The organism is Pseudorhodoferax aquiterrae, from assembly GCF_014652235.1.
GTDB classification, from domain to species: domain Bacteria; phylum Pseudomonadota; class Gammaproteobacteria; order Burkholderiales; family Burkholderiaceae_C; genus Pseudorhodoferax; species Pseudorhodoferax aquiterrae.
The window spans coordinates 268960-291592 of sequence record NZ_BMYK01000006.1; the positions used below are offsets into that span (position 1 = coordinate 268960).

Sequence of the window (22633 nt, forward strand, 5' to 3'; positions counted from 1 at the left end):
ATGGCAGCGCCCCTCGGCACCCTGGTCTTCTACAGCGACTTCGACGACTTCGGCACCTGGAAGGACGCGCTGCAGGCGCAGCTGCCGCAGCTGCAGGTGCTGCCTGCCTGCGCCGTGGAGCGGCCCGAAGACGTGCACTACGCGATGGCCTGGAAGCCGCCCGCCGGCTTCTTCCAGCAGATGCCGAACCTGCGCCTCATCGTCAACCTGGGGGCGGGCGTCGACGCGCTGGTGGGCCGCGCCGACCTGCCGGCCGGCGTTCCCATCACGCGCATCACCGACCCGCAGATGGCGCGCATGATGGCCGGCTACGTGCTGTTCGCCGTGCTGCGCCATGCGCGCGACATTCCGCATTTCGAGCAGGCCCAGCGGCGCGGGGAATGGGCCTACCGCCACCCCCGCTCCCCGCAGGAAACCTCCGTGGCCGTGCTGGGCCTGGGCCAGCTCGGCGCCACGGCCGCGCACGAGGTGCAGCGCCAGGGCTTCCGCACGCTGGGCTGGTCGCGCAGCCCGCGCCAGATCGACGGCGTGGCGTGCTTCTCGGGCGCAGAGACGCTGGACGGCGTGCTCGGCCAGGCCGACATCGTGGTGCTGATGCTGCCGCTCACGCCTGAGACCCACGGCCTGTTCGACCGCGCGCGGCTGCAGCGGCTGAAGCCGGGCGCCGCGTTCGTCAACGTGGCCCGGGGCGCGCTGGTCGACCAGGGCGCGCTGACGGCGCTGCTCGCCGATGGGCACATCGGCAGCGCCACGCTGGACGTGTTCGCGCGCGAACCGCTGCCGGCCGACGACCCGCTCTGGGCCATGCCCCAGGTGCTCGTCACGCCGCACCTGGCTTCGGTGGCGATCCCGTCCTCGTCGGCCCGGCAGATCGCGGCCAACATCCTGCGCGTGGCGGCCGGCGAGCCGCCGGACAACCGCATCGATCCGGCGCGCGGGTACTGAGCGTCCGCGGCGCAGGGCGCTGCACCGCGTCTGTCAGACAAGACCGCGACCTGCCGTCCAGGGGCGTACGGCCCATGGCGCCGTGGCTATAGTCGGTCGCTGCTTTGCCCATGACTTCCCCGGCCGCCCCACCACTGCAGTTGTCCCAGCTCGGGGAGGAGATGCGCTACCGCCTGCTGGTGGAGGCGGTCACCGACTACGCGATCTTCATGCTGGACGCCGAGGGCCGGGTCGTGAGCTGGAACCCGGGCGCACAGCGGCTCAAGGGCTACACGCCCGCGCAGATCCTGGGCCAGAGCTTCTCCAGCTTCTATACCGAGGCCGACCGGCTCGCCGGCCTGCCGGCCCGCGCGCTCGTGACGGCGGCCACGCAGGGCCGCTTCGAGGCCGAGGGCTGGCGCGTGCGCAAGGACGGCAGCCGCTTCTGGGCCCTGGTGGTGATCGAGCCGATCCGCGGCGAGGACGGTGCCATCGTCGGCTATGCCAAGGTCACGCGCGACCTGACCGAACGCCGCGCCGCCGAAGAGAACCTGCGCCGCAGCGAGCAGCAGTTCCGCGTGCTCGTGCAGGGCGTGACCGACTACGCCATCTACATGCTGGATACGCAGGGCCTGATCGCCAACTGGAATGCCGGTGCGCAGCGCATCAAGGGCTACAGCGCGGCGGAGGTCGTGGGCACGCATTTCTCGCGCTTCTACCGTGCCGAGGACCGTGCCCGCAACGAGCCCGCCAAGGCCCTGGCCACCGCCGCGCGCGAGGGCCGCTTCGAGGCCGAGGGTTGGCGCGTGCGCAAGGACGGCAGCGAGTTCCGCGCCAACGTGGTGATCGACGCCATCCGCGACGACGACGGCCGCATCGTCGGCTTCGCCAAGATCACGCGCGACGTGACGGCCCAGCGCGCCGCCCAGCAGGCGCTGGAGCGCGCGCGCGAGGCCTTGTTCCAGTCGCAGAAGCTGGACGCCATCGGCCAGCTCACGGGCGGCGTGGCGCACGATTTCAACAACCTGCTGATGGTGGTGATGTCCAGCCTGAGCCTGGCCCGGCGGCGCCTGCCCGACGATCCCAAGCTGGTTCAGCTGATCGACAACGCGCTCAACGGCGCGCGCCGCGGCGCCGCGTTGACGCAGCGCATGCTGGCGTTCGCGCGGCGCCAGGACCTCAAGCCCACGGTGGTGCATCTGCCCGCGCTGGTCGAGGGCATGGCCGAGCTGCTCACGCGCACGCTGGGCAGCACGGTGCAGGTGCAGACCGCCTTCGCGCCGGACCTGCCCCCGGTGCTGGTGGACGCCAACCAGCTCGAGCTGGCGCTGCTGAACCTGGCGGTCAACGCCCGCGACGCCATGCCCGATGGCGGGCGCTTGTCGCTCAGCGCGCAAGAGGAGACGCTGGCACAGGCCGGTCCTGCCGCGCCGGGCCGCTATGTGCGGCTGGCCGTGGCCGACAGTGGCAGCGGCATGGACGCGGCCACGCTGGCGCGCGCGACCGAGCCCTTTTTCACCACCAAGGGGGCCGGCAAGGGCACGGGCCTGGGCCTGGCCATGGTCCATGGCCTGGCGGGGCAGTCGGGCGGCGGCTTCATGCTGCAGAGCCAGCCCGGCCAGGGCACCACGGCCACGCTGTGGCTGCCGGTGGCCCAGGACGACGCACCGGCCACCGCGCAGGCGCGGGCCGCCGTTCCAGCGCCCGCTGCGTCGGCGCTGCGCGTGCTCGCCGTGGACGACGACCCCCTGGTCCTCACCAACACCGTGGCCCTGCTCGAAGAGCTGGGCCACACCGCTCTGCAGGCGGCCACGGCCGACGAGGCCCTGCGGCTGCTGCGCGCCGATGCGACCATCGCGCTGCTGGTCAGCGACCATGTGATGCCGCACATGACCGGCGCGCAGCTGATCGCCACCGTGCGCCACGAACGCCCGCAACTGCCCGTCGTGCTGGCCACGGGCTATGCGGAACTGCCGGCCGGACTGCCGCCGCGCACCGTGCGCCTGGCCAAGCCCTTCGACCAGGCCGCACTGGCGCTGGCCATCGCCGAAGCGCTGGCCGACCGTTGAAGGACGCGCAACGCCGTCCGGCGGCGTCCTACGCGCATCTGCGCCCTCGCGCGGCTGCTCTGACCGGCGCGGGCCCGCACCATACCAGGATGAACCGTCCCGCCTCGCCGCTCGTCGTCTTCCTCGTCGAAGACAACGCCTTGATCCGCGACAACCTCATCGTGGCCCTGGAGGAACTCGTGGACATGCGCGTGGTGGCCTGGGCCGAATCGGAGGAGGCCGCCGCCGAATGGCTGCGCGAGCACCCGGACGGCTGGCAGCTGGCGGTGATCGACCTGTTCCTGCGCGACGGTTCGGGCCTGGGCGTGCTGCAGGCCTGCCGTTCGCGCGATCCGCGCCAGCGCGCCGTGGTGCTGACCAACTACGCCGACGTCGACATCCGCGCCCAGTGCCTGGCGCTGGGGGCCGATGCGGTGTTCGACAAGTCCACCGAACTCGACGCTTTCCTCGAGTTCTGCGAACGCTGAAACCTCAACGCCGGCGCGCGAACTGGCGCTGCGCGAAGGCCCAGACCAGCCGCGAGGCGTCCGGCCCGTCCGGATCGCCGTAGGCCTGCGTGGCCGCGCCGCCGCTCCAGGCGTGGCCCAGCGCCGGAATCTCCACCAGCGTGGCCATGGTGCGCTGGCGCACGCGGTAGTCGGTCACCCGCATGGCGTGGCGCTTGCCGCGCTGCACCGCCCGCGCCTCGCCGGGCAGCGCCTGCGCGGCCTGGGCCCAGGCCAGGGCCGCAGCCGCGCCGTTGCGCGGTGCGACCACGCGGTCCTGGCCGCCCTGGATCACGAGCAGTGCGGGCCAGTGCGCCAGCATGGCGTCGGGCGTCGCGGCCAGCGCATCCGTCGCGCCGTGGCCGGCCATGGCGCGCAGGGCCGAGGCCGTGCTGTGGGCCGTTCCCGGCGGCACCCCCGAATGCATGGCGACGGCCTGGAAGCGCTCCGGATAGCGTGCCGCGACCAGCGCCGCCATGCCGGCCCCGGCCGAAAGACCGGCGATGGCCACGCGCGTGCGGTCGCCGCCGTACAGCGTGCAGACTTGCTCGACCGCCTGCAGCACCAGGGCGGCCTCGGCAAAGGCACGCTGGGTGCGCGTTTCGTACCAGTTCCAGCAGCCGTTGGGGTTGGCCAGGCGGTCCTGCTCGGGGTAGAGCACGGCGAAGCCGGCGCGCGCGGCGATCAGGTGCATGCGCGTGCTGGCTGCAAAGCGCGCGGCGTTCTGGTCGCAGCCGTGCAGCATCACCACCACCGGGATGCGCTGGCCCGGCAGGCGGCCCGCCGGCAGGAACAGCCGGTAGCGCCGCTTGCCGGCCGGCGCCACCGCCACGCCCCAGAGCCAGCGCCCGCCCGACGACCTGGCCGGCGCGGTCTTGGCCCGCGTGCGCACGCGCTGGGCTGCGGGGAGTGCCTTGGCCGGGCTGGCCTTGCTGCGGCGCGGCCTGGATGGCATCAAGGGCGCCAGACTGCTCGTGAACAGCCGCGTGAGGTTCTTCAGGGTCTTGCGTCGGAGCATGGAGGCGGAAGCGGCCGAAGAGAGGGCTCAGAGGGTGTTTCCGAAATCAATAGGCCGACGTGTGGCCCCAGGGCGCGGCCAATCAAGGCGCAAGGCGCCGTGCGGGCTGTCTGCCCGCACAAGCCTTGCAACGCCGAGTGGGCGTGCCCTGGGGCCGCACCCTTCGGGCCGGGGCGCCCTGCGGCCATGGGCTGCGTTGCGCCACTTGGCCGGGCTGCAGCACGGCCTGCGTGTCGCGCCTTGCCCATGACCGCAGGGCACCCCGGCGTGGGCCTATTCATTTCGGAAACACCCTCTGAGACAGCTTGCACCGAGTGTGCCAGCGCCGCATGTCACACGCTGCGGCGCCCGGTGGCCAGCGCGATGCCGGCCAGCACCGCGACCAGTCCCCAGAATTCTCCGCCCATGTCCTGGTCTCCCAGGCCACAGCCTACGCGATGCAGGCCCTGGCCCGGCGCCCGAATCGGCCTGCGCCTACACCGCCGGCCGAGCTGCCGGGCCGAGCATGGGGCCTTGTCCAACGACACACAGGAGCAGCCAATGTCCAAGAAGCCCTCTCCCACCCGCAGCGACATGGACGGCGACCCGCAGGCCCAGGCCCACGGCAAGGTCGCCAACGACCGCAACCAGCCCACGCCGGGCGGCGCCACGCAGATCCACCAGTCGCAGCGCTCTCCGGCCAGCCGGAACGACCGCGAATCGCAGATCGGCTCGGGCAACCAGGTGCGCAGCCGCCAGGGCGGCACGGGGCGCTGAGCCGCGCGGCACCGCATGCAGGCCGCCAGCGCGGCCTTAAGTTCCCCCTAAGTCTGGGGCCGGAGAATTCTCACCGGCAGCCCGCACTTCTCCCCCTCCTCCCTCAGGGCTGCCTTTGACCCGCTTTCGCGGGTTTCTCTTTTTCTGTTTCACGATGAGGCCCCCGGGTGCGAACCGACCTGGGCGGGGCGCCACAGCCGCCATTGGTCCCCTGTTTCGTGCCCTGCGGGTGCGCCCACGGCGCGAGGCAGCGCCCTCGTGCGGGAGTCGTCTGCCACCGTGGCATTGACCGCGCTCAATGACCATGGGGCGTCGTCGGCACATCATGGTGCAGGAGAGAAGCATGCGATGAAACGACGAGATGTGCTCATCGGGGCAGGCGGCGCAGTCCTGCTTGGCGGGGCTGGCGCATTCGCTTGGCGTCAGGCGACCGGTTCGATGGACGCGTACGAGACCTTTGTCCATCGACTGCGGGCGCCCCTGCCCGCATCGCCCGGAATCGGGGATCTCATCCGCTATGCGACCCTCGCCGCCAACGGCCACAACACCCAGCCCTGGCGGTTCCGCGCCGGGCAGAACTGGATCGACATCCTTCCTGACCTGTCCCGTGCCACGCCCGTCGTCGATCCGGATGCGCACCATCTGTTCGTCAGCCTTGGTTGCGCGGCCGAAAACCTCGCCATCGCGGGCGTGGCCGCCGGGCGGCCCGGCACGATGGAGGTGGGGGCGGACGGCGGCATCCGCTACGCCTTCGAGACGGGCCGGCCACAGGACGATCCTCTGCTGGCCGCCATCGCGCGGCGGCAATCCACCCGCGCCGTCTATGACGGCCGCCCCGTCGCACCGGCGGACATCGACATGTTGCGGCGGGCGGCCGAAAGGCCTGGGGTGCGCGTCATTTTCCTGACGGAGCGTTCCCGGATCGACAGCTTGCGGGACCTCGTCGTCGCCGGCAACGGTGCGCAGATGGCCGATCCGGCCTTCATGGCGGAGCTGAAGCACTGGCTCCGGTTCAGTCCTCGCCACGCCACGGCGTCCGGTGACGGCTTGTTCTCGGGTTCGAGCGGCAATCCTGCGCTGCCCGATGCCGTCGGCAGCCGCGCCTTCGACCTGTTCTTCACCGCTAAGGCCGAAAACGACAAATACGCCCGCCAGATCGATTCCTCGGCTGGGATCGCGGTCTTCCTCACCGAGCACCAGGACCAGGCCCACTGGATCGCGGCCGGCCGCGCCTGCCAACGCTTTGCGCTGACGGCGACCGCACTCGGGCTGAAGCATGCGTTCGTGAACCAGCCCGTCGAGGTGGTGCGGCTGCGCCCGGAGCTGGCGGCGCTGGTGGGCGAGCCTGGCTTGCGGCCCGACATCGTGATGCGCTTCGGCCGCGGGCCTGCGCTGCCGTTCTCGCTCCGGCGCCCCGTTGCAGCCGTGACGGCCTAGCCGTGCCGTCCGCACAGCTTGTCGACAAGATCTCGCGTCTGGGGCTGCAGCTGATCGCAGCGCTGGCCTTGCATGGTCCCGCCAAATGGATGCGCGACCTCCCGGGTTGGTCCGCTGCAACCGGTCCGGCAGGATGCGGCAAGAAGGCATGAGCACGGGCGTGCCTCCGAAACCTGGCAGACGATGCACGCTCCCGCCGGCGGCCGTTCCTCGATCGCGCATCCCCACCCGCGCTCAGCGCGGCACGGGCTGGGGCGCCTGCAGGTCCGGGTGCGCGCGCAGCGCATCGGCCAGGTAGTCGGCGAACACGCGCACCTTGGCCGGCACGTGCTGGCGGTCGCGGTAGCACAGGAAGAACTCCAGCGGCTCGGGCGCGATGCGCGGCACTTTTCTGCCGCGCGGGGCCTGCACGAAGAGCGGCTCCAGCAGGCCCTGCGCCACCAGCGGCCTGGCGATGAACCAACCCAGCCGCGTGATGCCTGCGCCGTGCACGGCCAGCATGGCCAGCGTGTCGACGTCGTTGGCCACGGCCGCGGCCTTGAGCTCAGGCACCACGCGCGTGCCCTCGCGCAGGTAGGGCCAGGGCATGACCCTGCCATCCGCCTCCATGCGGTAGAGCAGGCAGTCGTGCTGCGCCAGGTCCTCGGGCGTGGCGGGCCGCCCGCGGCGCGCCAGGTAGGACGGCGCGGCACAGAACACCATGGGCACGGCCGCGATGCGCCGCACCACCATGCCGGGCTCCAGCGCATTGCGGTAGCGGATGCTGATGTCCACGTCTTCCTTGAGCGCGTCGATGGGCCGGTCGGCGATGACGAGCTCCACCGCCACGCGCGGATGGGCCGCGATGAAGGGCGGCAGCAGCGGCGCCAGCATGTTGCGGCCGAAGGCGGCCGCGCAGGAGATGCGCAGCCGGCCCTGCGGCTGGCCCTCCAGGTCGGCGATGTCGGACTCGGCCATTTCCAGCTGCGCGAGCACGGGCGCCACGCGCGCCCGGTACAGCGCGCCCGCGTTGGTCAGCGCGAGCGAGCGCGTCGTGCGCGTGAGCAGCCGTGTGCCCAGGGCCTGCTCGAGCCGTGCGATGTTCTGGCTCGCCGCCGCGGGCGTGATGCCGAGCTGGCGTGCGGCCGCCGCGATGCTGCCGCCCTCGACGGCCTTGAGGAAGGTTTCGATGCCGCGCAGTTGGAGCATGGGAACGGCCTGTGGGTGGGCATGTCGATTCGATAGTCTAGCCATCGACTGCAACAGGCGATCCGGGTCTACCGCCGATGGCTGCAAGTCCCTAGAGTGCGGTCCGCAAGCTTGCGTCCACCCCTGTGTCGTCTCCCTTCAGAACATGTCTTCCCAAAACGTTTCTCCCCGCACCTGGAAGCTTCCCAAGCGCATGGCCCCCGTGGCCTTCGCGTTCTACATGGCCGGCATCATGGCCTTCCTCATGAGCATGGTGATCGTGGCCGCCAATGGCGGCGCGGACGCGCGCTTCCTCGAGCGCGTGCTGGCGTCCTATGCGCTGGCCATGCCGGCGGCCTTCGCCAGCGTGATGCTGGTGCGTCCCGTGGTTCTGCGCCTGGTCGGCTGGACCGTGCGCGCCTGATCAGAGCCGCTGCTGCGTCTCCGCGTCGAACAGGTGCACGCGCTCTGGCGCGATGGCCAGGCTGATCATGTCGCCGGGCTTGACCAGCAGGCGGTCGTGCACCAGGGCCTGCACGGCCTGGCCGTGCGAAGCGCAGGCCAGCAGCGTGTCGGCGCCGCTGAACTCCACGACCTTGACCTCGCAGGCGATGCCGGGCGTGCCGTCGCTCTGCACGCGCAGGTGCTCGGGGCGCAGGCCCAGCAGCACTTGGCGGCCTTCCAGGTCCTGGCGCGGCCCGGGCAAGGGCACGGCACCGCCCAGCGTGCCGGCGCTGCCGCCCTGCACCGTGGCCGGCAGCAGGTTCATCGAAGGCGAGCCGATGAAGGTCGCCACGAAGGCATTGCCGGGCCGGTCGTACAGCTCCACGGGCGTGCCGACCTGCTCGACCCGCCCATCGCGCAGCACCACGATGCGGTCGGCCATGGTCATGGCCTCGACCTGGTCGTGCGTGACGTAGATGGACGTGGTCTTCAGGCGCTGGTGCAGCGCGCGGATCTCGGTGCGCATCTGCACGCGCAGCTTGGCGTCCAGGTTGGACAGCGGCTCGTCGAACAGGAAGACCTTGGGGTCGCGCACCATGGCGCGGCCCATGGCCACGCGCTGGCGCTGGCCGCCCGAGAGCTGCTTGGGCAGGCGGTCCAGCAAGGCATCCAGGCCCAGCATGCGCGCGGCGCCGGCCACCTTGCTGCCGATCGCATCGGCCGCGGTGCCGGCGATCATGAGGCCGAAGCCCATGTTCTCGCGCACCGTCATGTGCGGGTACAGCGCATAGGTCTGGAGCACCATGGAGACCTCGCGCTGCTTGGGCGGCAGGTCGTTGACCACGGTGTCGCCGATGCGGATCTCGCCCGTGCTGGGTGCGTCCAGGCCCGCGATCATGCGCAACAGCGTGGACTTGCCGCAGCCGCTGGGGCCGACGAAGACCGCGAACTCGCCGTCGCCGATGGCGATGTCCACGCCCTTGATGACCTTCGTGTCTCCAAAGCTCTTGGTGATGTTCGACAGGGTGACCGATGCCATGGTTCTTATCCGCCTTTGACGCCGCCGGCCGTCAGGCCGCCGACAATTTCTTTCTGAATCACCAGCGTGAGCACCAGCACCGGCAGCGTGACCAGGAGCGCCGCGGCCGCCAGCGGCCCCCAGGCGATCTGCTCGAAGGTCAGCACGTTGTAGATGGCGACGGGCAGGGTGCGCGTCTCGCGCCCGGCCAGCACGGCGCCGAAGATGAAGTTGTTCCACGAGAAGATGAAGGCCAGGATGGCCGCCACCGTGATGCCGGGCCGCGCCAGCGGCAGCGCGATGTGCCGAAAGCGCTGCCAGGGCGAGCAGCCGTCCATCACCGCGGCCTCGTCGAGTTCGAGCGGCAGCGTCTCGAAGTAGCCGGCCACGATGTAGACCATGATGGGCACCGTGATCACGAGGTGCGTGATGACCACGGGCGCCAGCGTGCCCGTGAGGCCCAGCGCCTGGAACAGCGTGAACAGCGGGATCAGAAAGCTGATGGCCGGCGTCATGCGCGCGACGAGGATGGTCAGCAGCAGCTTCCTGGCCTTCAGCCGCGCGATGCCGTAGCCGGCCGGCACGCCGATCAACAGCGCCACCAGCGTGGCCAGGCCGGAGACCGTGACGCTGTTGAGGAAGTACTGGAAGAAGGGCCCGCTGTCGAACACCTTGCGGAAGTTGTCCAGAGTGGGCGGGCTCGGGATGAACACCGGCGGGTAGGCCAGGTTGTCGACCTCGTTCTTGAAAGCCAGCGACAGCATCCAGAGGAAGAAGCCGATGGCCGGCGAGACGAGAAGGAACACGCACAGCGCGAGCAGCGCCTTGTCGATGAGCTTACGCGTCATAGCGGGACCGTTCCTTGAGCCAGAACAGCAGCAGGCTCAAGGCCACCACGAGCACGAAGAACACCACGACCACGGCCGAGGCCTTGCCGATCTGGTAGAACGAAAACGCCTGCAGGTACAGATACAGGTTGATGGTTTCCGACGAGGTGCCGGGCCCGCCCTGCGTGATCACGTAGATGGTGTCGAAGGTCTTGAGCGCGTCGATGAGCCGCACCACGGCCGCGACCATGATGAAGGGCATCAGCAGCGGCAAGGTCACGTAGCGCAGCGTCTGCCAGCGCGTGGCGCCTTCCATGTGCGCGGCCTCGAACGGGTCGGTCGGCAGCGAGGCCAGGCCGCCCAGCACGATCAGCATCACGAGCGGCGTCCACTGCCAGATGTCGACCAGCACCAGGCAGGGAATCGCCAGCATGGGCGAGTAGACCCATTCGCTGGGCGGGATGCCGACCAGCGACAGCAGGTAGTTCAGTACGCCCTGCTGCGGGTGGAACATCATGACCCAGACCAGCGCGATGGCCACCGGCGTGGCCATCATGGGCAGCACGAAGGCGCCGCGCCAAAAGCCGCGGCCCGCGAACTTCTGGTGGAAGACCAGCGCGGCCGCCGTGCCCAGCACCAGCGGCGCGATGACCGCCAGCGCCGTGAACACCAGCGTGTGCAGGATGGAGACCAGGAAACGCGTGTTCGTCGCCAGCTCTGCGTAGTTCGCGAGGCCCACGAACTGCGCCTTGGAGCCGATCTTCCAGTCGAACAGGCTCATCCACAGCGTGAACATCCAGGGAAAGACGATCACGGCCAGCACCACCAGCACGGCCGGCAGCACGAACCACAGGAAGGGCGAGACGCGCTTGCGCATCAGCTCTCGGACTTGGCCAGCACGGGCGCGAACTCGGCCGTGGCCTTCTTGAGTTCGGCCGCCACGTCGGCGCCGGTCAGCATGTTGTTGAGCGCGATGCCGTAGACGTCGCGGAACTCGGTCACGGGCTCGATGATGGGCAGGCCGGGCTTGGCGATGCGCAGCGATTCGGCCACGGCCGTGAGCCAGGCGGCAGGCACCTTGAGGTTGGCGATCGCCTCCTTGTCGCCGTAGGCCGACAGCCGCACCGGCGCGCCCGAGCCCGTGGCCAGCATGCGCGCCTGCATGGCCTTGCCCGTCGCCCAGACGATGTACAGGAAGGCCGCACCCTTCTTCTGCGAGAAGGACGAGACGCCGATGCCGTCGCCGAAGGTGGCCGAGACCTGGGCCTTGGGCCCGGGCGGCATCACGCCGTAGCCGACCTTGCCGACCACCTTGGACTTGGTGGGATCCTCCAGCGGCGGTGCGAAGCCCGAGCCGTCGATCCACATCGCGGCCTTGCCCTGCAGGAACAGGCTCTGCGCCTCGTTCCAGTTGTAGCCCGCGATGCCGGCCGGCCCCGTGGTCTTGAGCAGGTCGCGGTACAGCGTGGCCGAGGCGACGGCCTCGGGCGTCTCGGTCGCCAGCTTGCCGTTGGCGTCGAAGAACTGGCCGCCCCAGCCCAGGAAGAAGCCGGTCCACAGCGGCACGTTGGCGTTCTTGAGGCCGCGGCCGACGAAGCCGGCGACGCCGTTGGCCGGGTCGTGCAGCTTCTTCGCGGCCTCCAGGATCTCGGCGTAGGTCTTGGGGTAGGCCACGCCCTTGGCCGCGAACAGCTCCTTGTTGTAGTACAGGATCCAGGGGTCCAGGTTCAGCGGCAGGCTGTCGATGCGGCCATCGCTTTGCGTGGCGTAGAACATGCCGCCGGCGGAGTAATCCTTCTGGTCGAAGTCCGGCGGCGCGGCGCTGGCGAACAGCGGGCGCAGGTCTTCCATCCACTTGCCCTTGGCGAACTGGCGCTTTTGCACGTGGTAGGACAGGTGCACCACGTCGAAGCTCGTGCGGCCCGAGTTGAACTCGATCACGGTCTTCTGGCGCGACTGCTGCTCGGGCATCTGCTCGGCGCCGACCTTGATGCCGGTGAGCTCCTCGAACTCCTTCTGGTGGCGCTGCAGCAGCTCGCCGCGCGGGCTCTTGATCAGGTGCACCTCGATGCTGGTGCCGGCGTGGCGCTTCCAGTCGAAATTGCCCTGGGCGAAGGCGGCAGGCAGGCTGCCGATGGCGGTGGCGCCGGCGGCGGCCTGCAGCAGGTCGCGGCGCTTGAAGGCGGGGTGGTGCATGGCTGTTGTCTCCGTGGTGGTGTCTACAGGGTGGCGAAATCGCAGCCCAGCGTGCGGTAGGCGGCGCGCACGGCCTCTTCCTCGTCGGGCGCCAGGCGTGAGAGCGGGGCGCGCACATGCAGCCAGCCGTCGTCGCCCGTCTGCTCGGCCAGCGCGGTCTTGTAGGCGCTCACGAAGGGCATGTGGGGCCGCAGACTCAGCAGGGCCAGCAGGCCCTGCATCAGGGCCTGGTCGGCGGCCGAGACCGCGGCGGGGTGCGACACCACGCGGCGCATCAGGTGCGGTGCCAGGTTGGCCAGGCCGTTGACCGAGCCGGCGCCGCCGGCCCGCATCACCGGCGCGACATCGGGCTCGGCACCGACCAGCGTGCCCAGTTGCGGGAAGGCCTTGACCAGGCCCAGAGAATGCGCGCGGTCGCCCGTGCTGTCCTTGATGCCGACCACCACGCCCGGGTGCGCATCGGCCAGCGTGGCGATGGCCGCATGGCTGAAGCCCACGTTGCTGAGCGCGGGGAACTGGTACAGCAGCACGCGCAGCGCGTCGCTGCCGATGCCGCGCACCATCTGCGTCACCGCCTCCACCACGCCCGCGTCGCGCGGGTGGTTGAAGTAGAAGGCCGGCATGTAGAGCTGGCGCGTGCAGCCCAGCGCGACGGCATGGCGGCCCAGCGTGACGGCATCGCCCAGGGCGCAGGCCGTGGTGCAGACGATGGTCTGTTCGGGCCGGATGCCGTCGGCCAGCGCGGCTTCGAGCAGCGCCTGGCGTTCGGCCACGGTCAGGGCCGGCCCCTCACCCGTGGTGCCGAACAGCGTGATGCCCTCGCTGCCGGCGGCCAGCATGCGGTGCGCCTGGGCCAGCGTGCGGCCGGTGTCGACGGCGCCGCTGGCCGTGAAGGCCGTGGCCAGCGCAGGCCACAGGCCGGTGATGGCATGCGTCATCGCGTGCGTCTCCTCGGGGTGTTGTTGGGGGGAACGAAGGCAGGCAGCGACACGGCGCCGGGGCCGGTCAGCGCGTGCTGGAGCGCGCTGTCCATGTGGGCGTCGAGCAGGCGCACGGCGGCCTCGGCGTCGCGGCGCGCCAAGGCCGCGACGAACGCGAGGTGCTCCTGCATCGCGGGGATCAGCCGGGCCGGCGTGATGACCGCCTGCTCCAGCCGGATCAGCCGGATGCGCAGGCTGTTCACGCGGTAGATCTCCGACAGGATCTCGTTGCCCAGCGCATCGACCATGCGGTCGTGCAGGCCCCAGTCCACGGCCTGGGCGTCGTCGAGCAGCGCGGCGTCGGCGCGGCCGGTGCTGGCGCGGTCGATGATGTCCTGGTGCGCGGCGGTGAGCGCCGCCAGTTCCTCGGCCGTGACCACGGCCGCGAAGTGGCGCACGGCTTCGCGCTCGATCATCGCGCGCAGCTGGAAGGCGTTGCGCACGAGCTTGAGGTCCACATGCGCGATCTGCAGGCCGCGCTGCGGCACGGTCTTGACCAGGCCGGCCGCTTCCAGGCGCGGGATCATCTCGCGCACCGCGCCCAGCGGCATGTCCAGCAGCGTCATGAGTTCGCGCTGCGAGACGAACTGGCCGGGCTTGATGCCGCCTTCCAGGATCTGCTGCGTGAAGCCCTGGTAGGCGCGCGCGCGCTGGCTGGTCGCCTCGGGGGCGACCACGGCCAGGCGGCGACGCGAAGCGGCGTTCATGCCGCCGGGCCGCCCCAAGGCATGAAGCGCCCCCCCGGGGGGCAGCGAAGGACACGCAGTGCCGGGCGTGGGGGCCTCGTGCTCGTGCTCACTTCAACACACCTTTCTTGAGGAGGATGTTGGCGTAGGTGCGCGTGTCCCCGGTCGCCACCACGGCGAAGGCCTTGGCCGCGCGCTCGTAGAAGGCGTAGCGGTCCAGCGCGCCCGGCGCGGCCTCGCCATGGCGGGCCAGCACCTCGGTGAACTGCGCGACGGCCGGCGGCACTTCGTCGGCCCGGCCCACCACCTGCATGGTGCAGGCCGGCTGCGGCACGAAGTCGTCCAGCGGCAGCAGCGAGAGGACGGCGTCGAGCACCGCGTCGGCCGGGATGCCGGGCAGGCGGATCAGCCGCTGCGCGTGCGTGGCGGCCGGGAAGAAGCCATCGGCCAGCACGATCTCGTCGCCATGGCCCATGGACGCCAGCGCGTGCAACAGGTCGGGCGAGAGCAGGGGAGACAGGTTCTTGAGCATGGGCCGCGCATGGTGCCCAGCGCGCCTGCCTTCTCCCATCGGCAGATGCCCTGTTGACGAACTGACATGTTAGTCATACGGTCAGCGGCATTTTTTCGAAGGAGACGGATTGATGCCGAACCAGCGCGCGATGCGCTTTCCCGCCTGCACCGACGGCGCGCGCCTGGGCCTGGGTGGCGCGCCGCTGGGCAACCTGTTCCGCGCCGTGACCGAGGCCGATGCCCAGTCCGTGCTGGCCGCCGCGCTGGCCGACGGCTGCCGCAGCTTCGACACCGCGCCGCACTACGGCAACGGCCTGTCCGAGCAGCGCTTCGGCCAGGCGCTGCGCGCGCTGCCGCGCGAGCGCTTCGTGCTGTCGAGCAAGGTCGGCCGTGTGCTGCGGCCCGATGCCGGCGCCGCGCGCGCGCAGAACGGCTATGTGGACGTGCTGCCGTTCACGCAGCGCTGGGACTACTCGGCCGCCGGCACGCGCCGCAGCGTGGAGGACAGCCTGCAGCGCCTGGGCCTGGCGCGGCTGGACGTGGCCTATGTGCACGACTGCGACGCCGCCACGCACGGCGATGCGCATCCGCAGGTGCTGGCCCAGGTGCTGGGCGAGACCCTGCCCACGCTGCGCGCACTGCAGCGCGAGGGCCTGGTCGGTGCGGTCGGCCTGGGTGTCAACGACGTGCAGGTCTGCCTGGACGTGCTGGCGCAGGCCGAGCTCGACGCGCTGCTGCTGGCCGGCCGCTACAGTCTGCTCGACCACAGCGCGCTGGCGGCCCTGCTGCCGCTGTGCGTGCAGCGCGGCGTGCGCATCGCGCTGGGCGGCGCGTTCAACTCCGGCATCCTGGCCACGGGCGTGCTGGGCAGTGCCGAGCCGCGCTTCAACTACGCGCGCGCGCCGCAGGCCTGGGTGGACCGCACGGCCGCCATCGAGCGCGTCTGTGCCGAGCATGGCGTGCCGCTGCGCGCGGCGGCGCTGCAGTTCCCGCTCGCGCACCCGGCCGTGGACATCGTGGTGGCCGGTGCACAGGATGTCGCCCAATGGCGGGACAGCCGCGCCATGCTGGCCCAGCCGATTCCTGCTGCGTTCTGGCAGGCGCTGCGGGACCAGGGCCTCTTGCCGGCCGAGGCCCCCACATCATGAAGCCCCCACGCTCATCGCTTCGCGTATCGCTGCCCCCCAAGGGGGCGCGTCAGCCGCTTCGGGCGGCCGGGCGCTGCTGACATGATCGACGCCCACTTCCACATCTGGCGGCTGGACCGCGGCGACTACGGCTGGCTCACACCCGCGCTGGGCCCCATCCACCGCGACGTGCAGCTGTCCGACTGGCGCGCCGTGAGCGCACCCTGCGGCGTGCAGGGCGGCGTGCTCGTGCAGGCCGCCCCGACCGAGGCCGAGACCGCGTTCCTGCTGCACGAGGCCGCCCAGGCGCCCGAGGTGCTGGGCGTGGTCGGCTGGGTCGACCTGCTGGCAGCGGAGGCGCCCGCGCGCATCGAAGCCCTCGCGCGCCAGCCCAAGCTCAAGGGCCTGCGGCCCATGCTGCAGGACCTCGCCGACCCGGACTGGATCCTGCAAGGCGCGCTGCGGCCCGCGTTGGCCGCCATGGCACGTTGCGGCCTGGTGTTCGACGCGCTGGTCCAACCCCGGCACCTGCCGCGCATCCTGCGCCTGGCCGAACGCCATCCGGACCTGCGCATCGTGGTCGACCATGGCGCCAAGCCTGCGATTCCGGGCGATGCCACGGGCTGGGCCGAATGGACCCAAGGCCTGCAGGCGCTCGCCGACGAGACCCCCGTCTTCTGCAAGCTCTCCGGCCTGTGGACGGAGGCCGCCCGGGGCGCGCCGGTGGATGCCCTGGAACGCCATGCGCGCTGGCTGCTGGCCACGTTCGGCCCGCAGCGCTGCCTGTGGGGCAGCGACTGGCCCGTGCTGGAGCTGGCGGGGGGCTATGGCGCGTGGCTGGCCGCGGCCCGGCGGTGGGTGGCGCCGCAGGACCAGGCCGCCGTGTTTGGCGGCACGGCACGGCAGGCCTACCGGCTGGGCGCCTGACCGCCATGGCCCGGTCGGGCGGCGCAGATGCCGCTGGCCGCGGGCCGCGCCGAATCTAGGGCCTGCCGCTGCCTGCGAACCGCCGCCGTGCGCAAAGATGCGTTGCAGAAACGGCGGCGCCGGGCGGCGCGTGCGTTCCTACACTGCACCGCGATCCGGCCGCCACGGCCACCAGAACCGAGGGAGACAAAGGCAATGAGAGCAGCAGTCCTGGAAGAGTTCGGCCAGCCGCTGGTGTTGCGCGACCTGGCCGTCGCCGACCCGGGACCGCACGAGGTGCTGCTGCACACGGCGGCGGTCGGCCTGTGCCACAGCGATCTGCACTACATGCAGGGCATGCGCAAGATCCCGCTGCCGGGCGTGCTGGGGCATGAGGTCTCCGGTGTGGTCGCTGCCGTGGGTGCGCAGGTCAGGGATCTGCAGCCGGGCGACCACGTGGTGGGTGCGCTGTCGGTCTTTTGCGGCATGTGCCACCAGTGCCTGGGCGGCCGCTTCGCGCTGTGCATGGACACCGAGGTCAAGCAGCCGCCCGGGCAGGCACGCCGCCTGGCCCATGGCGGCCGGCCGGTGAGCCAGGTGTTCAACCTTTCGGGTTTTGCCGCGCAGATGCTGGTGCACCGCAACGCGCTGGTCCGCATCCGCAAGGACATGCCGCTGGACCGCGCCGCGCTGCTGGGCTGCGCCGTCATCACCGGCACCGGTGCAGTGTTCCGCAATGCGCAGGTCCCGGCCGGTGCGTCGGTCGCGGTCGTCGGATGTGGCGGCGTCGGGCTGGCGGCGGTCAATGGTGCCGCCATCGCCGGCGCCGCGCGCATCGTCGCGATCGACAACGTGCCGGCCAAGCTGGCGCTGGCACGCCGCTTCGGCGCCACCGAGACGCTGCTGGCCAGCGAGGGCGACGTGGTGGCGCGGGTCCAGGAACTCACGCAGGGCGGCGTGGAGTATTCGTTCGAGTGCATCGGCCTGCCCGCCACCTTGGAGCAGTGCTTTCGCATGCTGCAACCGGGCGGCACGGCCACCATCGTCGGCCTGTTCGGCCCGGGGGTGAAGGCGAGCATCGAGGGCAGCGAGTTCTTCCTGGAGAAGAAGATCCGCGGGTCGGCGCTGGGGTCGGCGCGCATCCGCGAGGACATTCCGCGCCTCGTGGAGCTGTACCTCCAGGGCCGCTTGAACCTGGACGACATGGTGTCGCGGCGCATCCGGCTGGACGACATCAACGAAGGCTTTGCCGCGATGGCGCGGGGCGAAGTCGCGCGCAGCGTGGTCGTGTTCGACGGTGTGGGTGCGTAGGCGCCCCACCGGACAGCCGCGGCGCGTGCCGCGTTCGACAGGCGTTCCTGCCTCATCACCCCTGGAGACCTGCATGACCGACACCGTCCTGTCCCGTCGCACCGCCGCCGCATCCGTGCTGGCGCTGCTGGCCGCACCGGCCCTCGCCCAAAGCGGCGATTGGCCCAGCAAGCCCATCCGCCTGGTGGCGCCGGGTGCCGCCGGCGACGGCGTGGACATCTTCGCGCGCATGATCGCGGCGCAGTTGCAGACCGTGCTCAAGCAGGCCGTCTACGTGGAGAACAAGGTCGGCGCCAACAGCGTCATCGGCAACGACTTCGTGGCCAAGGCAGCGCCGGACGGCTACACCCTGCTGCTGTCGCCATCGTCGTCGATCGCCATCAGCCCGCTCGTGATCCCCAAGATGCCCTACGACACGCAAAAGGACCTGCTGCCCGTGGCGCAGGTGGGGGCCAGCGGCGTGCTGCTGATCGCCAACCCGGCCAGCGGCTTCGCGAACCTGGACGACATGGTGCGCCATGCGCGCGCCAACCCCGGCAAGCTGTCCTACGGTTCCTGGGGGACGGGCTCGACCGGCCACCTGGCGATGGAGGGCATCAAGGCGCATTACGGGCTGGACATGCCGCATGTGCCCTACAAGGGCACGGCGACCGAGCTCAACGATCTGCTGGCCAACAACATCAGCGTGGGCTTTCTGGACATCGCCTCGCCGGTGCCGCACGTCCACAGTGGCAAGCTGGTGGCCCTGGGCGTCACGGGAACCGGCCGGGGGCCGGCGCTGCCGCAGGTGCCCACGCTCACGCAGCAGGGGTACAAGTTCGATGTGGACGGCTGGTACGGCCTGTTCGCGCCGGCCGGAACGCCGCCCCAGATCGTGCGCCGGCTGAACGCGGAGATCAACCGCATCCTGGCCACGCCAGCCGCCCGCGAGCATTTCGCCAAGCTCAACATGCCCGCGCCACCGCTCAAGGACGCCGACGCGTTCGCGGCCACCGTCAGGAACGACATTGCCACCTGGCAGGCGCTGGCCCGGGCAGCCCGGCTGACCAGCGGTTGAGCGCGCGGGCGCCGGGGGGGCGCTTGCGCGGCCGCGCCTCGCAGCCGGCATCGGTGACCGCGAACGCCGCTAGGATTGGCCCTCCAAGCTCTTCGGGACCTTCCATGCTGATCACCACCACACCGGCCATCGAGGGCAAGCGCATCACCCGCTACTGCGGCGTGGTCGCGGGCGAGGCCATCCTCGGCGCCAATGTCTTCAAGGACATGTTCGCCGGCATCCGCGATCTGGTCGGCGGCCGTTCGGCCACCTACGAGCGCGAGTTGCAACGCGCGCGCGACATCGCCATGCGCGAGCTGCAGGAGCGCGCGCAGGAAGCCGGCGCCAACGCCGTGGTCGGCGTGGACCTGGACTACGAGGTGCTGGGGCGGGACAACGGCATGCTGATGGTCTCGGCCAGCGGCACGGCCGTGGTCGTCGAGTAGGGCGCCCGCGCGCCCATGCCCGCGTTCGACGACGAGGCGATCACGCTGCGCCAGCTGCAGGTGCTGCTGGCCTTCATGGAAACCGGCAACCTCGCGCGCGCGGCCGAGCGGCTGCAGACCAGCGCCGTCAGCGTGCACCGGGCGCTGCACGCGCTGGAGGAGGCGCTGCGCTGCGTGCTGTTCCGCCAGGAGGGCCGCAACCTGGTGCCCACGGCCGCGGCCCAGCGCCTGGCCGAGATGGCGCGCGACATGGACCGGCTGCTGGCCGACGGCGTGCGCGCCACGCGCGAGATCGCCGGCTACGCGGCCGACCGCATCCGCATGGGCTCCATGTACTCGCTGACCAGCCGCGCCGTGCCGGCCCTGGTGCTGGGCATGAAGCAGCGCAAGCCTGCCGTGCAGACCGAACTCGTGCTGGGCTCCAACGCCGACCTGCTGGCGCGGCTGCGCGAAGGCACGCTCGATGCGGCGCTGATGGCCGTGCCGCGCGGCGCGGCCGACGTGGAGTCCGAGCCGCTGTTCGAGGACGAGACCTTCTTCGCCGCGCCGGCGCAGTCGCCCCACGCGCAGCGCACCGAGGTCGACCTGGGCGCCTGCGCCGACGAGCGCTTCGTGAGCCTGGCCGAGGGCTTCGCCACGCACGACAGCTTCACCGAGGCCTTCCGCATCGCCGGCTTCGCGCCGCAGATCGCGATGCAGACGGGCGACATCTACTCGCTCATGAACCTCGTGGACGGTGGCGTGGGCTGCACGCTGCTGCCGGGCCGCATGCGCCACGTGCTGCCGGCCAACGTGCGGCTGGTGCCGCTGCAGGCGCGCTTTCGCGTGCGCCAGACCATCGCGCTGAACTTCCTGCGCTCGCGCGAGCGGGATCCGAACCTGCTGGCGCTGCTCGCGGTCAGCCGCACGCTCAAGGCCTCGCTGCGCTGAGCGCGGGTTAACCCGCGATCCTTCCGCGCGGCGGAAGCTTCGACTCCGCCTTGTGATTGATGGCAGTCCCATGGCTGCCTATGGTCGGCGCTGTCCGGACGCCGCACGCACTCCCGCTGCCGCGCCGCGGGCGCCAAGAACGAGGAGACCACCGTGAGACCATGGATCGGACTGGCGGCCGTGCCGCTCTTGTTGCTGGGTTGCGCCAGCGGTGGCGACAGCCACAAGGACCGGCGCGCCGGGCAGGTGGAGCGCTTCGAGACCGTGTCCAGCGTCGACGCCTACAACGGCGCCACGCCGGCCGGTGCCGCCGGTCCCTACACCGTGGTGACGGGCATCGTGCACGGCAAGCTCGACCCGACCCACCCCGACAACGCCGGCATCGTCGACCTGGACAAGGCGCCGCGCGAGGCCGACGGCCAGGTGCGCTACACGACCGACGTGGTCATCCTGCGGCCCAAGAACGCGGCCCAGGCCCGGCGCGTGCTGTTCTACGACGTGGTCAACCGTGGCCGCAAGCTGGGGCAGGGTCTGTTCGTCGGCGGCGGCGCGCTGGCCACCGGCGCCGCGCCGGGCGCGGACTACCCCTCGCTGCTGCGCCAGGGCTACACCGTGGTCTGGAGCGGCTGGCAGGGCGACCTGGCCCAGTCGGGCAATGGCGCGGCGGCCGACCTCGGCACCGCGTTCCCGACCGCCCGCAACGCGGACGGCAGCGCCATCACCGGCCTGGTGCGCGAGGAGTACGTGCCCGACTTCGCGGGCGTGCCCAACCTGCCGCTGAATTACCCGCCCGCCTCGCTGACGGACCGCTCCGAAGTGGTGTTCACGGCGCGGCAGACCTACTACAACGCAGCCGGCCAGCAGACCTACGATGCACCCGCTGCGCCCGTGACCGACTGGGAGTACGTGACGAACGCCAACGGCTCGGTGTCGGTGCGCTTCACCGCGCCGGCCAGCGTGCCCGATGCCCAGGGCGGCAGCCAGCCACCGGATGCCGGCACCATCTACAACTTCACCTACCGGGCCAAGGACCCCAAGGTGCTGGGCATCGGCTTCGCGGCGGTGCGCGACCTCGTGAGCTTCCTCAGGCACGACGCGGCCGATGCGCAGGGCCACCCCAATCCCGTGGCCGACCTCAAGGCCGCGGCCTGTGCGGCCGGCAGCAACTGCCCGGCCAATCCTTCCGGCCATTTCGACCTGGCCCTGGGCGAGGGCCTCTCGCAGTCGGGCCGCTTCCTGCGCGACTTCCTGTACCAGGGCTTCAACAAGGACAGCGCGGGCCAACCGGTGTTCGACGGCATGATGGCGCTGATCCCGGCCGCCCGGCGCACCTGGATCAACGCGCGCTTCGCGCAGCCCGGGCGCTGGTCCAAGCAGCATGAAGACCACTTCATGGTGGGCGACCAGTTCCCGTTCGCCTACAACGTGACCACCGACCCGGTCAGCGGCGCGACCGACGGTCTGCTGCGCCGCTGCCAGCAGAGCAGCACCTGCCCCAAGATCATGCAGCTGGACGGCAGCTACGAGTGGTGGGGCGGTCGGGCCTCGCTGGTCGTGACCGATGGCGCGGGCCGCGACCTCACGCTGCCCGACAACGTGCGCTACTACCTGGTGCTGGGCACCGGCCACGGCGGCGGCGCCGGCGTTACCACGGGCGTGCTCACGCAGCCCGCTGCGGGCGCGACCTGCCGCTTCGCCAACAGCCCGGTCTCCATGGGCCAGACGCAGCGGGCGCTGGTGCCGGCGCTGGAAGCCTGGGTGCTGCGCAACACGCCGCCGCCGCCGTCCAGCCATCCCACCGTCGCGGCCGGCACGGCCGTGGCGCCCACCGCTGCGGCCATGGGCTGGCCCGATCTGTCGGCCATCAGCGTGCCCAACGGCGCCGCCGCCACGCCGCTGGCGCTGTCAGTGCCGCTGGCGCGCCACAGCCAGCTGTTCGTGACCGACTACCGCGCGCCTGCACCCGCGGTCGACCTGGCCAGGGGCTACGCCGTGCTGGTGCCGCGGGTGGACGCCAACGGCAACGAGGTCGGTGGCCTGCGCATGCCCGAGCTGGCGGTGCCGCTCGCCACCTACACGGGCTGGAACGTGCGCGGCGCGGGCCATGCGGCCGGCGAGAGCTGCGCCTCCTCGGGCAGCGCGCTGCCGCTGGCCGTGACGGCCGCCACCCGGGCGCCGGGCGACCCGCGCGCGCCGCTGTCGGCGCTGTACGCCGGGCGGGCCGACTACCTGGCCAAGTTCGGTGCCGCGGCCGACGCGCTCGTGGCCGGCGGCTACTACACCGCGCTGGAGGCCGGCAACGCCAAGGCCGCGGCGGCCGCCGTCTCGGCCGCGCTGCTGCCGGCGCCCTGAGATGA

General features: G+C 71.3%; 22 protein-coding genes. 13 read left to right on the top strand and 9 right to left on the bottom strand.

The features are described 5' to 3' along the window. From IE209_RS13195 to IE209_RS13205, 3 genes are all read left to right on the top strand, one after another. Positions 1-945: a 2-hydroxyacid dehydrogenase gene (locus IE209_RS13195; RefSeq protein ID WP_189687403.1), complete on the top strand. Its 945-nt coding sequence runs from the start codon at positions 1-3 to the stop codon at positions 943-945. Between the two features lie 110 nt (positions 946-1055). Beyond that, on the top strand, positions 1056-2993 hold the full coding sequence (locus tag IE209_RS13200) for a hybrid sensor histidine kinase/response regulator (RefSeq protein ID WP_189687404.1): 1938 nt from the start codon (positions 1056-1058) through the stop codon (positions 2991-2993). An 89-nt stretch (positions 2994-3082) separates the two neighbouring features. Further along, a complete protein-coding gene (locus tag IE209_RS13205; protein WP_189687405.1) occupies positions 3083-3460 on the top strand; it encodes a response regulator in 378 nt (125 codons plus the stop codon). Positions 3461-3464: 4 nt separating this feature from the next. Here the strand turns inward: IE209_RS13205 and IE209_RS13210 are convergent, their stop codons facing one another. Beyond that, positions 3465-4496 carry an extracellular catalytic domain type 1 short-chain-length polyhydroxyalkanoate depolymerase gene (locus IE209_RS13210; protein ID WP_189687406.1) on the bottom strand — a complete coding sequence of 344 codons (1032 nt, stop codon included), beginning with the start codon at positions 4494-4496 and terminating at the stop codon, positions 3465-3467. A gap of 540 nt (positions 4497-5036) precedes the next feature. On the opposite strand from IE209_RS13210, the gene IE209_RS13215 reads away from it, so the two are divergent. Both IE209_RS13215 and IE209_RS13220 read left to right on the top strand, forming a co-directional pair. After that, entirely contained in the window at positions 5037-5252 is a 216-nt protein-coding gene (locus IE209_RS13215; RefSeq protein WP_229882832.1) for a hypothetical protein, read from the top strand. A gap of 348 nt (positions 5253-5600) precedes the next feature. Further along, complete coding sequence (locus tag IE209_RS13220) at positions 5601-6689, top strand: Acg family FMN-binding oxidoreductase (RefSeq protein ID WP_189687407.1); 1089 nt, start codon at positions 5601-5603, stop codon at positions 6687-6689. Between the two features lie 234 nt (positions 6690-6923). On the opposite strand, the gene IE209_RS13225 is transcribed toward IE209_RS13220, so the two are convergent. Beyond that, entirely contained in the window at positions 6924-7877 is a 954-nt protein-coding gene (locus IE209_RS13225) for a LysR family transcriptional regulator (protein ID WP_189687408.1), read from the bottom strand. Between the two features lie 145 nt (positions 7878-8022). Between IE209_RS13225 and IE209_RS13230 the strand changes: the two genes are divergently transcribed. Then, positions 8023-8280, top strand: a complete 258-nt coding sequence (locus IE209_RS13230; RefSeq protein ID WP_189687409.1) for a DUF2798 domain-containing protein — start codon at positions 8023-8025, stop codon at positions 8278-8280. On the opposite strand, the gene IE209_RS13235 is transcribed toward IE209_RS13230, so the two are convergent. The 7 genes from IE209_RS13235 to IE209_RS13265 all read right to left on the bottom strand — a co-directional run bounded on the left by IE209_RS13235 (position 8281) and on the right by IE209_RS13265 (position 14539). Continuing rightward, positions 8281-9339 carry an ABC transporter ATP-binding protein gene (locus tag IE209_RS13235; RefSeq protein ID WP_189687410.1) on the bottom strand — a complete coding sequence of 353 codons (1059 nt, stop codon included), beginning with the start codon at positions 9337-9339 and terminating at the stop codon, positions 8281-8283. Positions 9340-9344: 5 nt separating this feature from the next. Further along, positions 9345-10166: a carbohydrate ABC transporter permease gene (locus tag IE209_RS13240; protein WP_189687411.1), complete on the bottom strand. Its 822-nt coding sequence runs from the start codon at positions 10164-10166 to the stop codon at positions 9345-9347. Then, positions 10156-11022, bottom strand: a complete 867-nt coding sequence (locus IE209_RS13245) for a carbohydrate ABC transporter permease (RefSeq protein WP_189687412.1) — start codon at positions 11020-11022, stop codon at positions 10156-10158. Before IE209_RS13245 ends, IE209_RS13240 begins: the two co-directional genes overlap by 11 nt. Then, positions 11022-12341 (bottom strand): ABC transporter substrate-binding protein, encoded by a 1320-nt coding sequence (locus IE209_RS13250; protein ID WP_189687413.1) that lies wholly within the window; start codon positions 12339-12341, stop codon positions 11022-11024. The genes IE209_RS13245 and IE209_RS13250 overlap by 1 nt, the downstream gene beginning before the upstream one ends. Positions 12342-12364: 23 nt before the next feature. After that, positions 12365-13279, bottom strand: coding sequence for a dihydrodipicolinate synthase family protein (locus IE209_RS13255; protein WP_189687414.1), 915 nt, complete (start codon positions 13277-13279; stop codon positions 12365-12367). Then, entirely contained in the window at positions 13276-14028 is a 753-nt protein-coding gene (locus IE209_RS13260; RefSeq protein ID WP_189687415.1) for a GntR family transcriptional regulator, read from the bottom strand. Before IE209_RS13260 ends, IE209_RS13255 begins: the two co-directional genes overlap by 4 nt. Before the next feature lie 88 nt (positions 14029-14116). Then, positions 14117-14539 carry an RbsD/FucU family protein gene (locus IE209_RS13265; RefSeq protein ID WP_189687416.1) on the bottom strand — a complete coding sequence of 141 codons (423 nt, stop codon included), beginning with the start codon at positions 14537-14539 and terminating at the stop codon, positions 14117-14119. 112 nt (positions 14540-14651) lie between these two features. Between IE209_RS13265 and IE209_RS13270 the strand changes: the two genes are divergently transcribed. The 7 genes from IE209_RS13270 (at position 14652) to IE209_RS13300 (ending at position 22628) form a co-directional block, all read left to right on the top strand. Next, positions 14652-15668, top strand: coding sequence for an aldo/keto reductase (locus IE209_RS13270; protein WP_229882833.1), 1017 nt, complete (start codon positions 14652-14654; stop codon positions 15666-15668). Positions 15669-15749: 81 nt separating this feature from the next. Further along, complete coding sequence (locus IE209_RS13275; protein WP_189687417.1) at positions 15750-16574, top strand: amidohydrolase family protein; 825 nt, start codon at positions 15750-15752, stop codon at positions 16572-16574. 195 nt (positions 16575-16769) lie between these two features. Next, a complete protein-coding gene (locus IE209_RS13280) occupies positions 16770-17864 on the top strand; it encodes a zinc-binding dehydrogenase (RefSeq protein WP_189687418.1) in 1095 nt (364 codons plus the stop codon). Positions 17865-17937: 73 nt separating this feature from the next. Next, positions 17938-18921, top strand: a complete 984-nt coding sequence (locus tag IE209_RS13285) for a Bug family tripartite tricarboxylate transporter substrate binding protein (RefSeq protein WP_189687419.1) — start codon at positions 17938-17940, stop codon at positions 18919-18921. 104 nt (positions 18922-19025) lie between these two features. Further along, complete coding sequence (locus IE209_RS13290; RefSeq protein ID WP_189687420.1) at positions 19026-19346, top strand: heavy metal-binding domain-containing protein; 321 nt, start codon at positions 19026-19028, stop codon at positions 19344-19346. Positions 19347-19361: 15 nt separating this feature from the next. Then, a complete protein-coding gene (locus IE209_RS13295; protein WP_189687421.1) occupies positions 19362-20276 on the top strand; it encodes a LysR family transcriptional regulator in 915 nt (304 codons plus the stop codon). 153 nt (positions 20277-20429) lie between these two features. Continuing rightward, entirely contained in the window at positions 20430-22628 is a 2199-nt protein-coding gene (locus IE209_RS13300; protein ID WP_189687422.1) for an alpha/beta hydrolase domain-containing protein, read from the top strand. Positions 22629-22633: the final 5 nt, after the last annotated feature.

Excerpts from the sequence above, each read along its gene's own strand:
- IE209_RS13195 (WP_189687403.1), top strand. The coding sequence starts at position 1 with ATGGCAGCGCCCCTCGGCACCCTGGTCTTCTACAGCGACTTCGACGAC.
- IE209_RS13200 (WP_189687404.1), top strand. The coding sequence starts at position 1,056 with ATGACTTCCCCGGCCGCCCCACCACTGCAGTTGTCCCAGCTCGGGGAG.
- IE209_RS13205 (WP_189687405.1), top strand. The coding sequence starts at position 3,083 with ATGAACCGTCCCGCCTCGCCGCTCGTCGTCTTCCTCGTCGAAGACAAC.
- IE209_RS13210 (WP_189687406.1), bottom strand. The coding sequence starts at position 4,496 with ATGCTCCGACGCAAGACCCTGAAGAACCTCACGCGGCTGTTCACGAGC.
- IE209_RS13215 (WP_229882832.1), top strand. The coding sequence starts at position 5,037 with ATGTCCAAGAAGCCCTCTCCCACCCGCAGCGACATGGACGGCGACCCG.
- IE209_RS13220 (WP_189687407.1), top strand. The coding sequence starts at position 5,601 with ATGAAACGACGAGATGTGCTCATCGGGGCAGGCGGCGCAGTCCTGCTT.
- IE209_RS13225 (WP_189687408.1), bottom strand. The coding sequence starts at position 7,877 with ATGCTCCAACTGCGCGGCATCGAAACCTTCCTCAAGGCCGTCGAGGGC.
- IE209_RS13230 (WP_189687409.1), top strand. The coding sequence starts at position 8,023 with ATGTCTTCCCAAAACGTTTCTCCCCGCACCTGGAAGCTTCCCAAGCGC.
- IE209_RS13235 (WP_189687410.1), bottom strand. The coding sequence starts at position 9,339 with ATGGCATCGGTCACCCTGTCGAACATCACCAAGAGCTTTGGAGACACG.
- IE209_RS13240 (WP_189687411.1), bottom strand. The coding sequence starts at position 10,166 with ATGACGCGTAAGCTCATCGACAAGGCGCTGCTCGCGCTGTGCGTGTTC.
- IE209_RS13245 (WP_189687412.1), bottom strand. The coding sequence starts at position 11,022 with ATGCGCAAGCGCGTCTCGCCCTTCCTGTGGTTCGTGCTGCCGGCCGTG.
- IE209_RS13250 (WP_189687413.1), bottom strand. The coding sequence starts at position 12,341 with ATGCACCACCCCGCCTTCAAGCGCCGCGACCTGCTGCAGGCCGCCGCC.
- IE209_RS13255 (WP_189687414.1), bottom strand. The coding sequence starts at position 13,279 with ATGACGCATGCCATCACCGGCCTGTGGCCTGCGCTGGCCACGGCCTTC.
- IE209_RS13260 (WP_189687415.1), bottom strand. The coding sequence starts at position 14,028 with ATGAACGCCGCTTCGCGTCGCCGCCTGGCCGTGGTCGCCCCCGAGGCG.
- IE209_RS13265 (WP_189687416.1), bottom strand. The coding sequence starts at position 14,539 with ATGCTCAAGAACCTGTCTCCCCTGCTCTCGCCCGACCTGTTGCACGCG.
- IE209_RS13270 (WP_229882833.1), top strand. The coding sequence starts at position 14,652 with ATGCCGAACCAGCGCGCGATGCGCTTTCCCGCCTGCACCGACGGCGCG.
- IE209_RS13275 (WP_189687417.1), top strand. The coding sequence starts at position 15,750 with ATGATCGACGCCCACTTCCACATCTGGCGGCTGGACCGCGGCGACTAC.
- IE209_RS13280 (WP_189687418.1), top strand. The coding sequence starts at position 16,770 with ATGAGAGCAGCAGTCCTGGAAGAGTTCGGCCAGCCGCTGGTGTTGCGC.
- IE209_RS13285 (WP_189687419.1), top strand. The coding sequence starts at position 17,938 with ATGACCGACACCGTCCTGTCCCGTCGCACCGCCGCCGCATCCGTGCTG.
- IE209_RS13290 (WP_189687420.1), top strand. The coding sequence starts at position 19,026 with ATGCTGATCACCACCACACCGGCCATCGAGGGCAAGCGCATCACCCGC.
- IE209_RS13295 (WP_189687421.1), top strand. The coding sequence starts at position 19,362 with ATGCCCGCGTTCGACGACGAGGCGATCACGCTGCGCCAGCTGCAGGTG.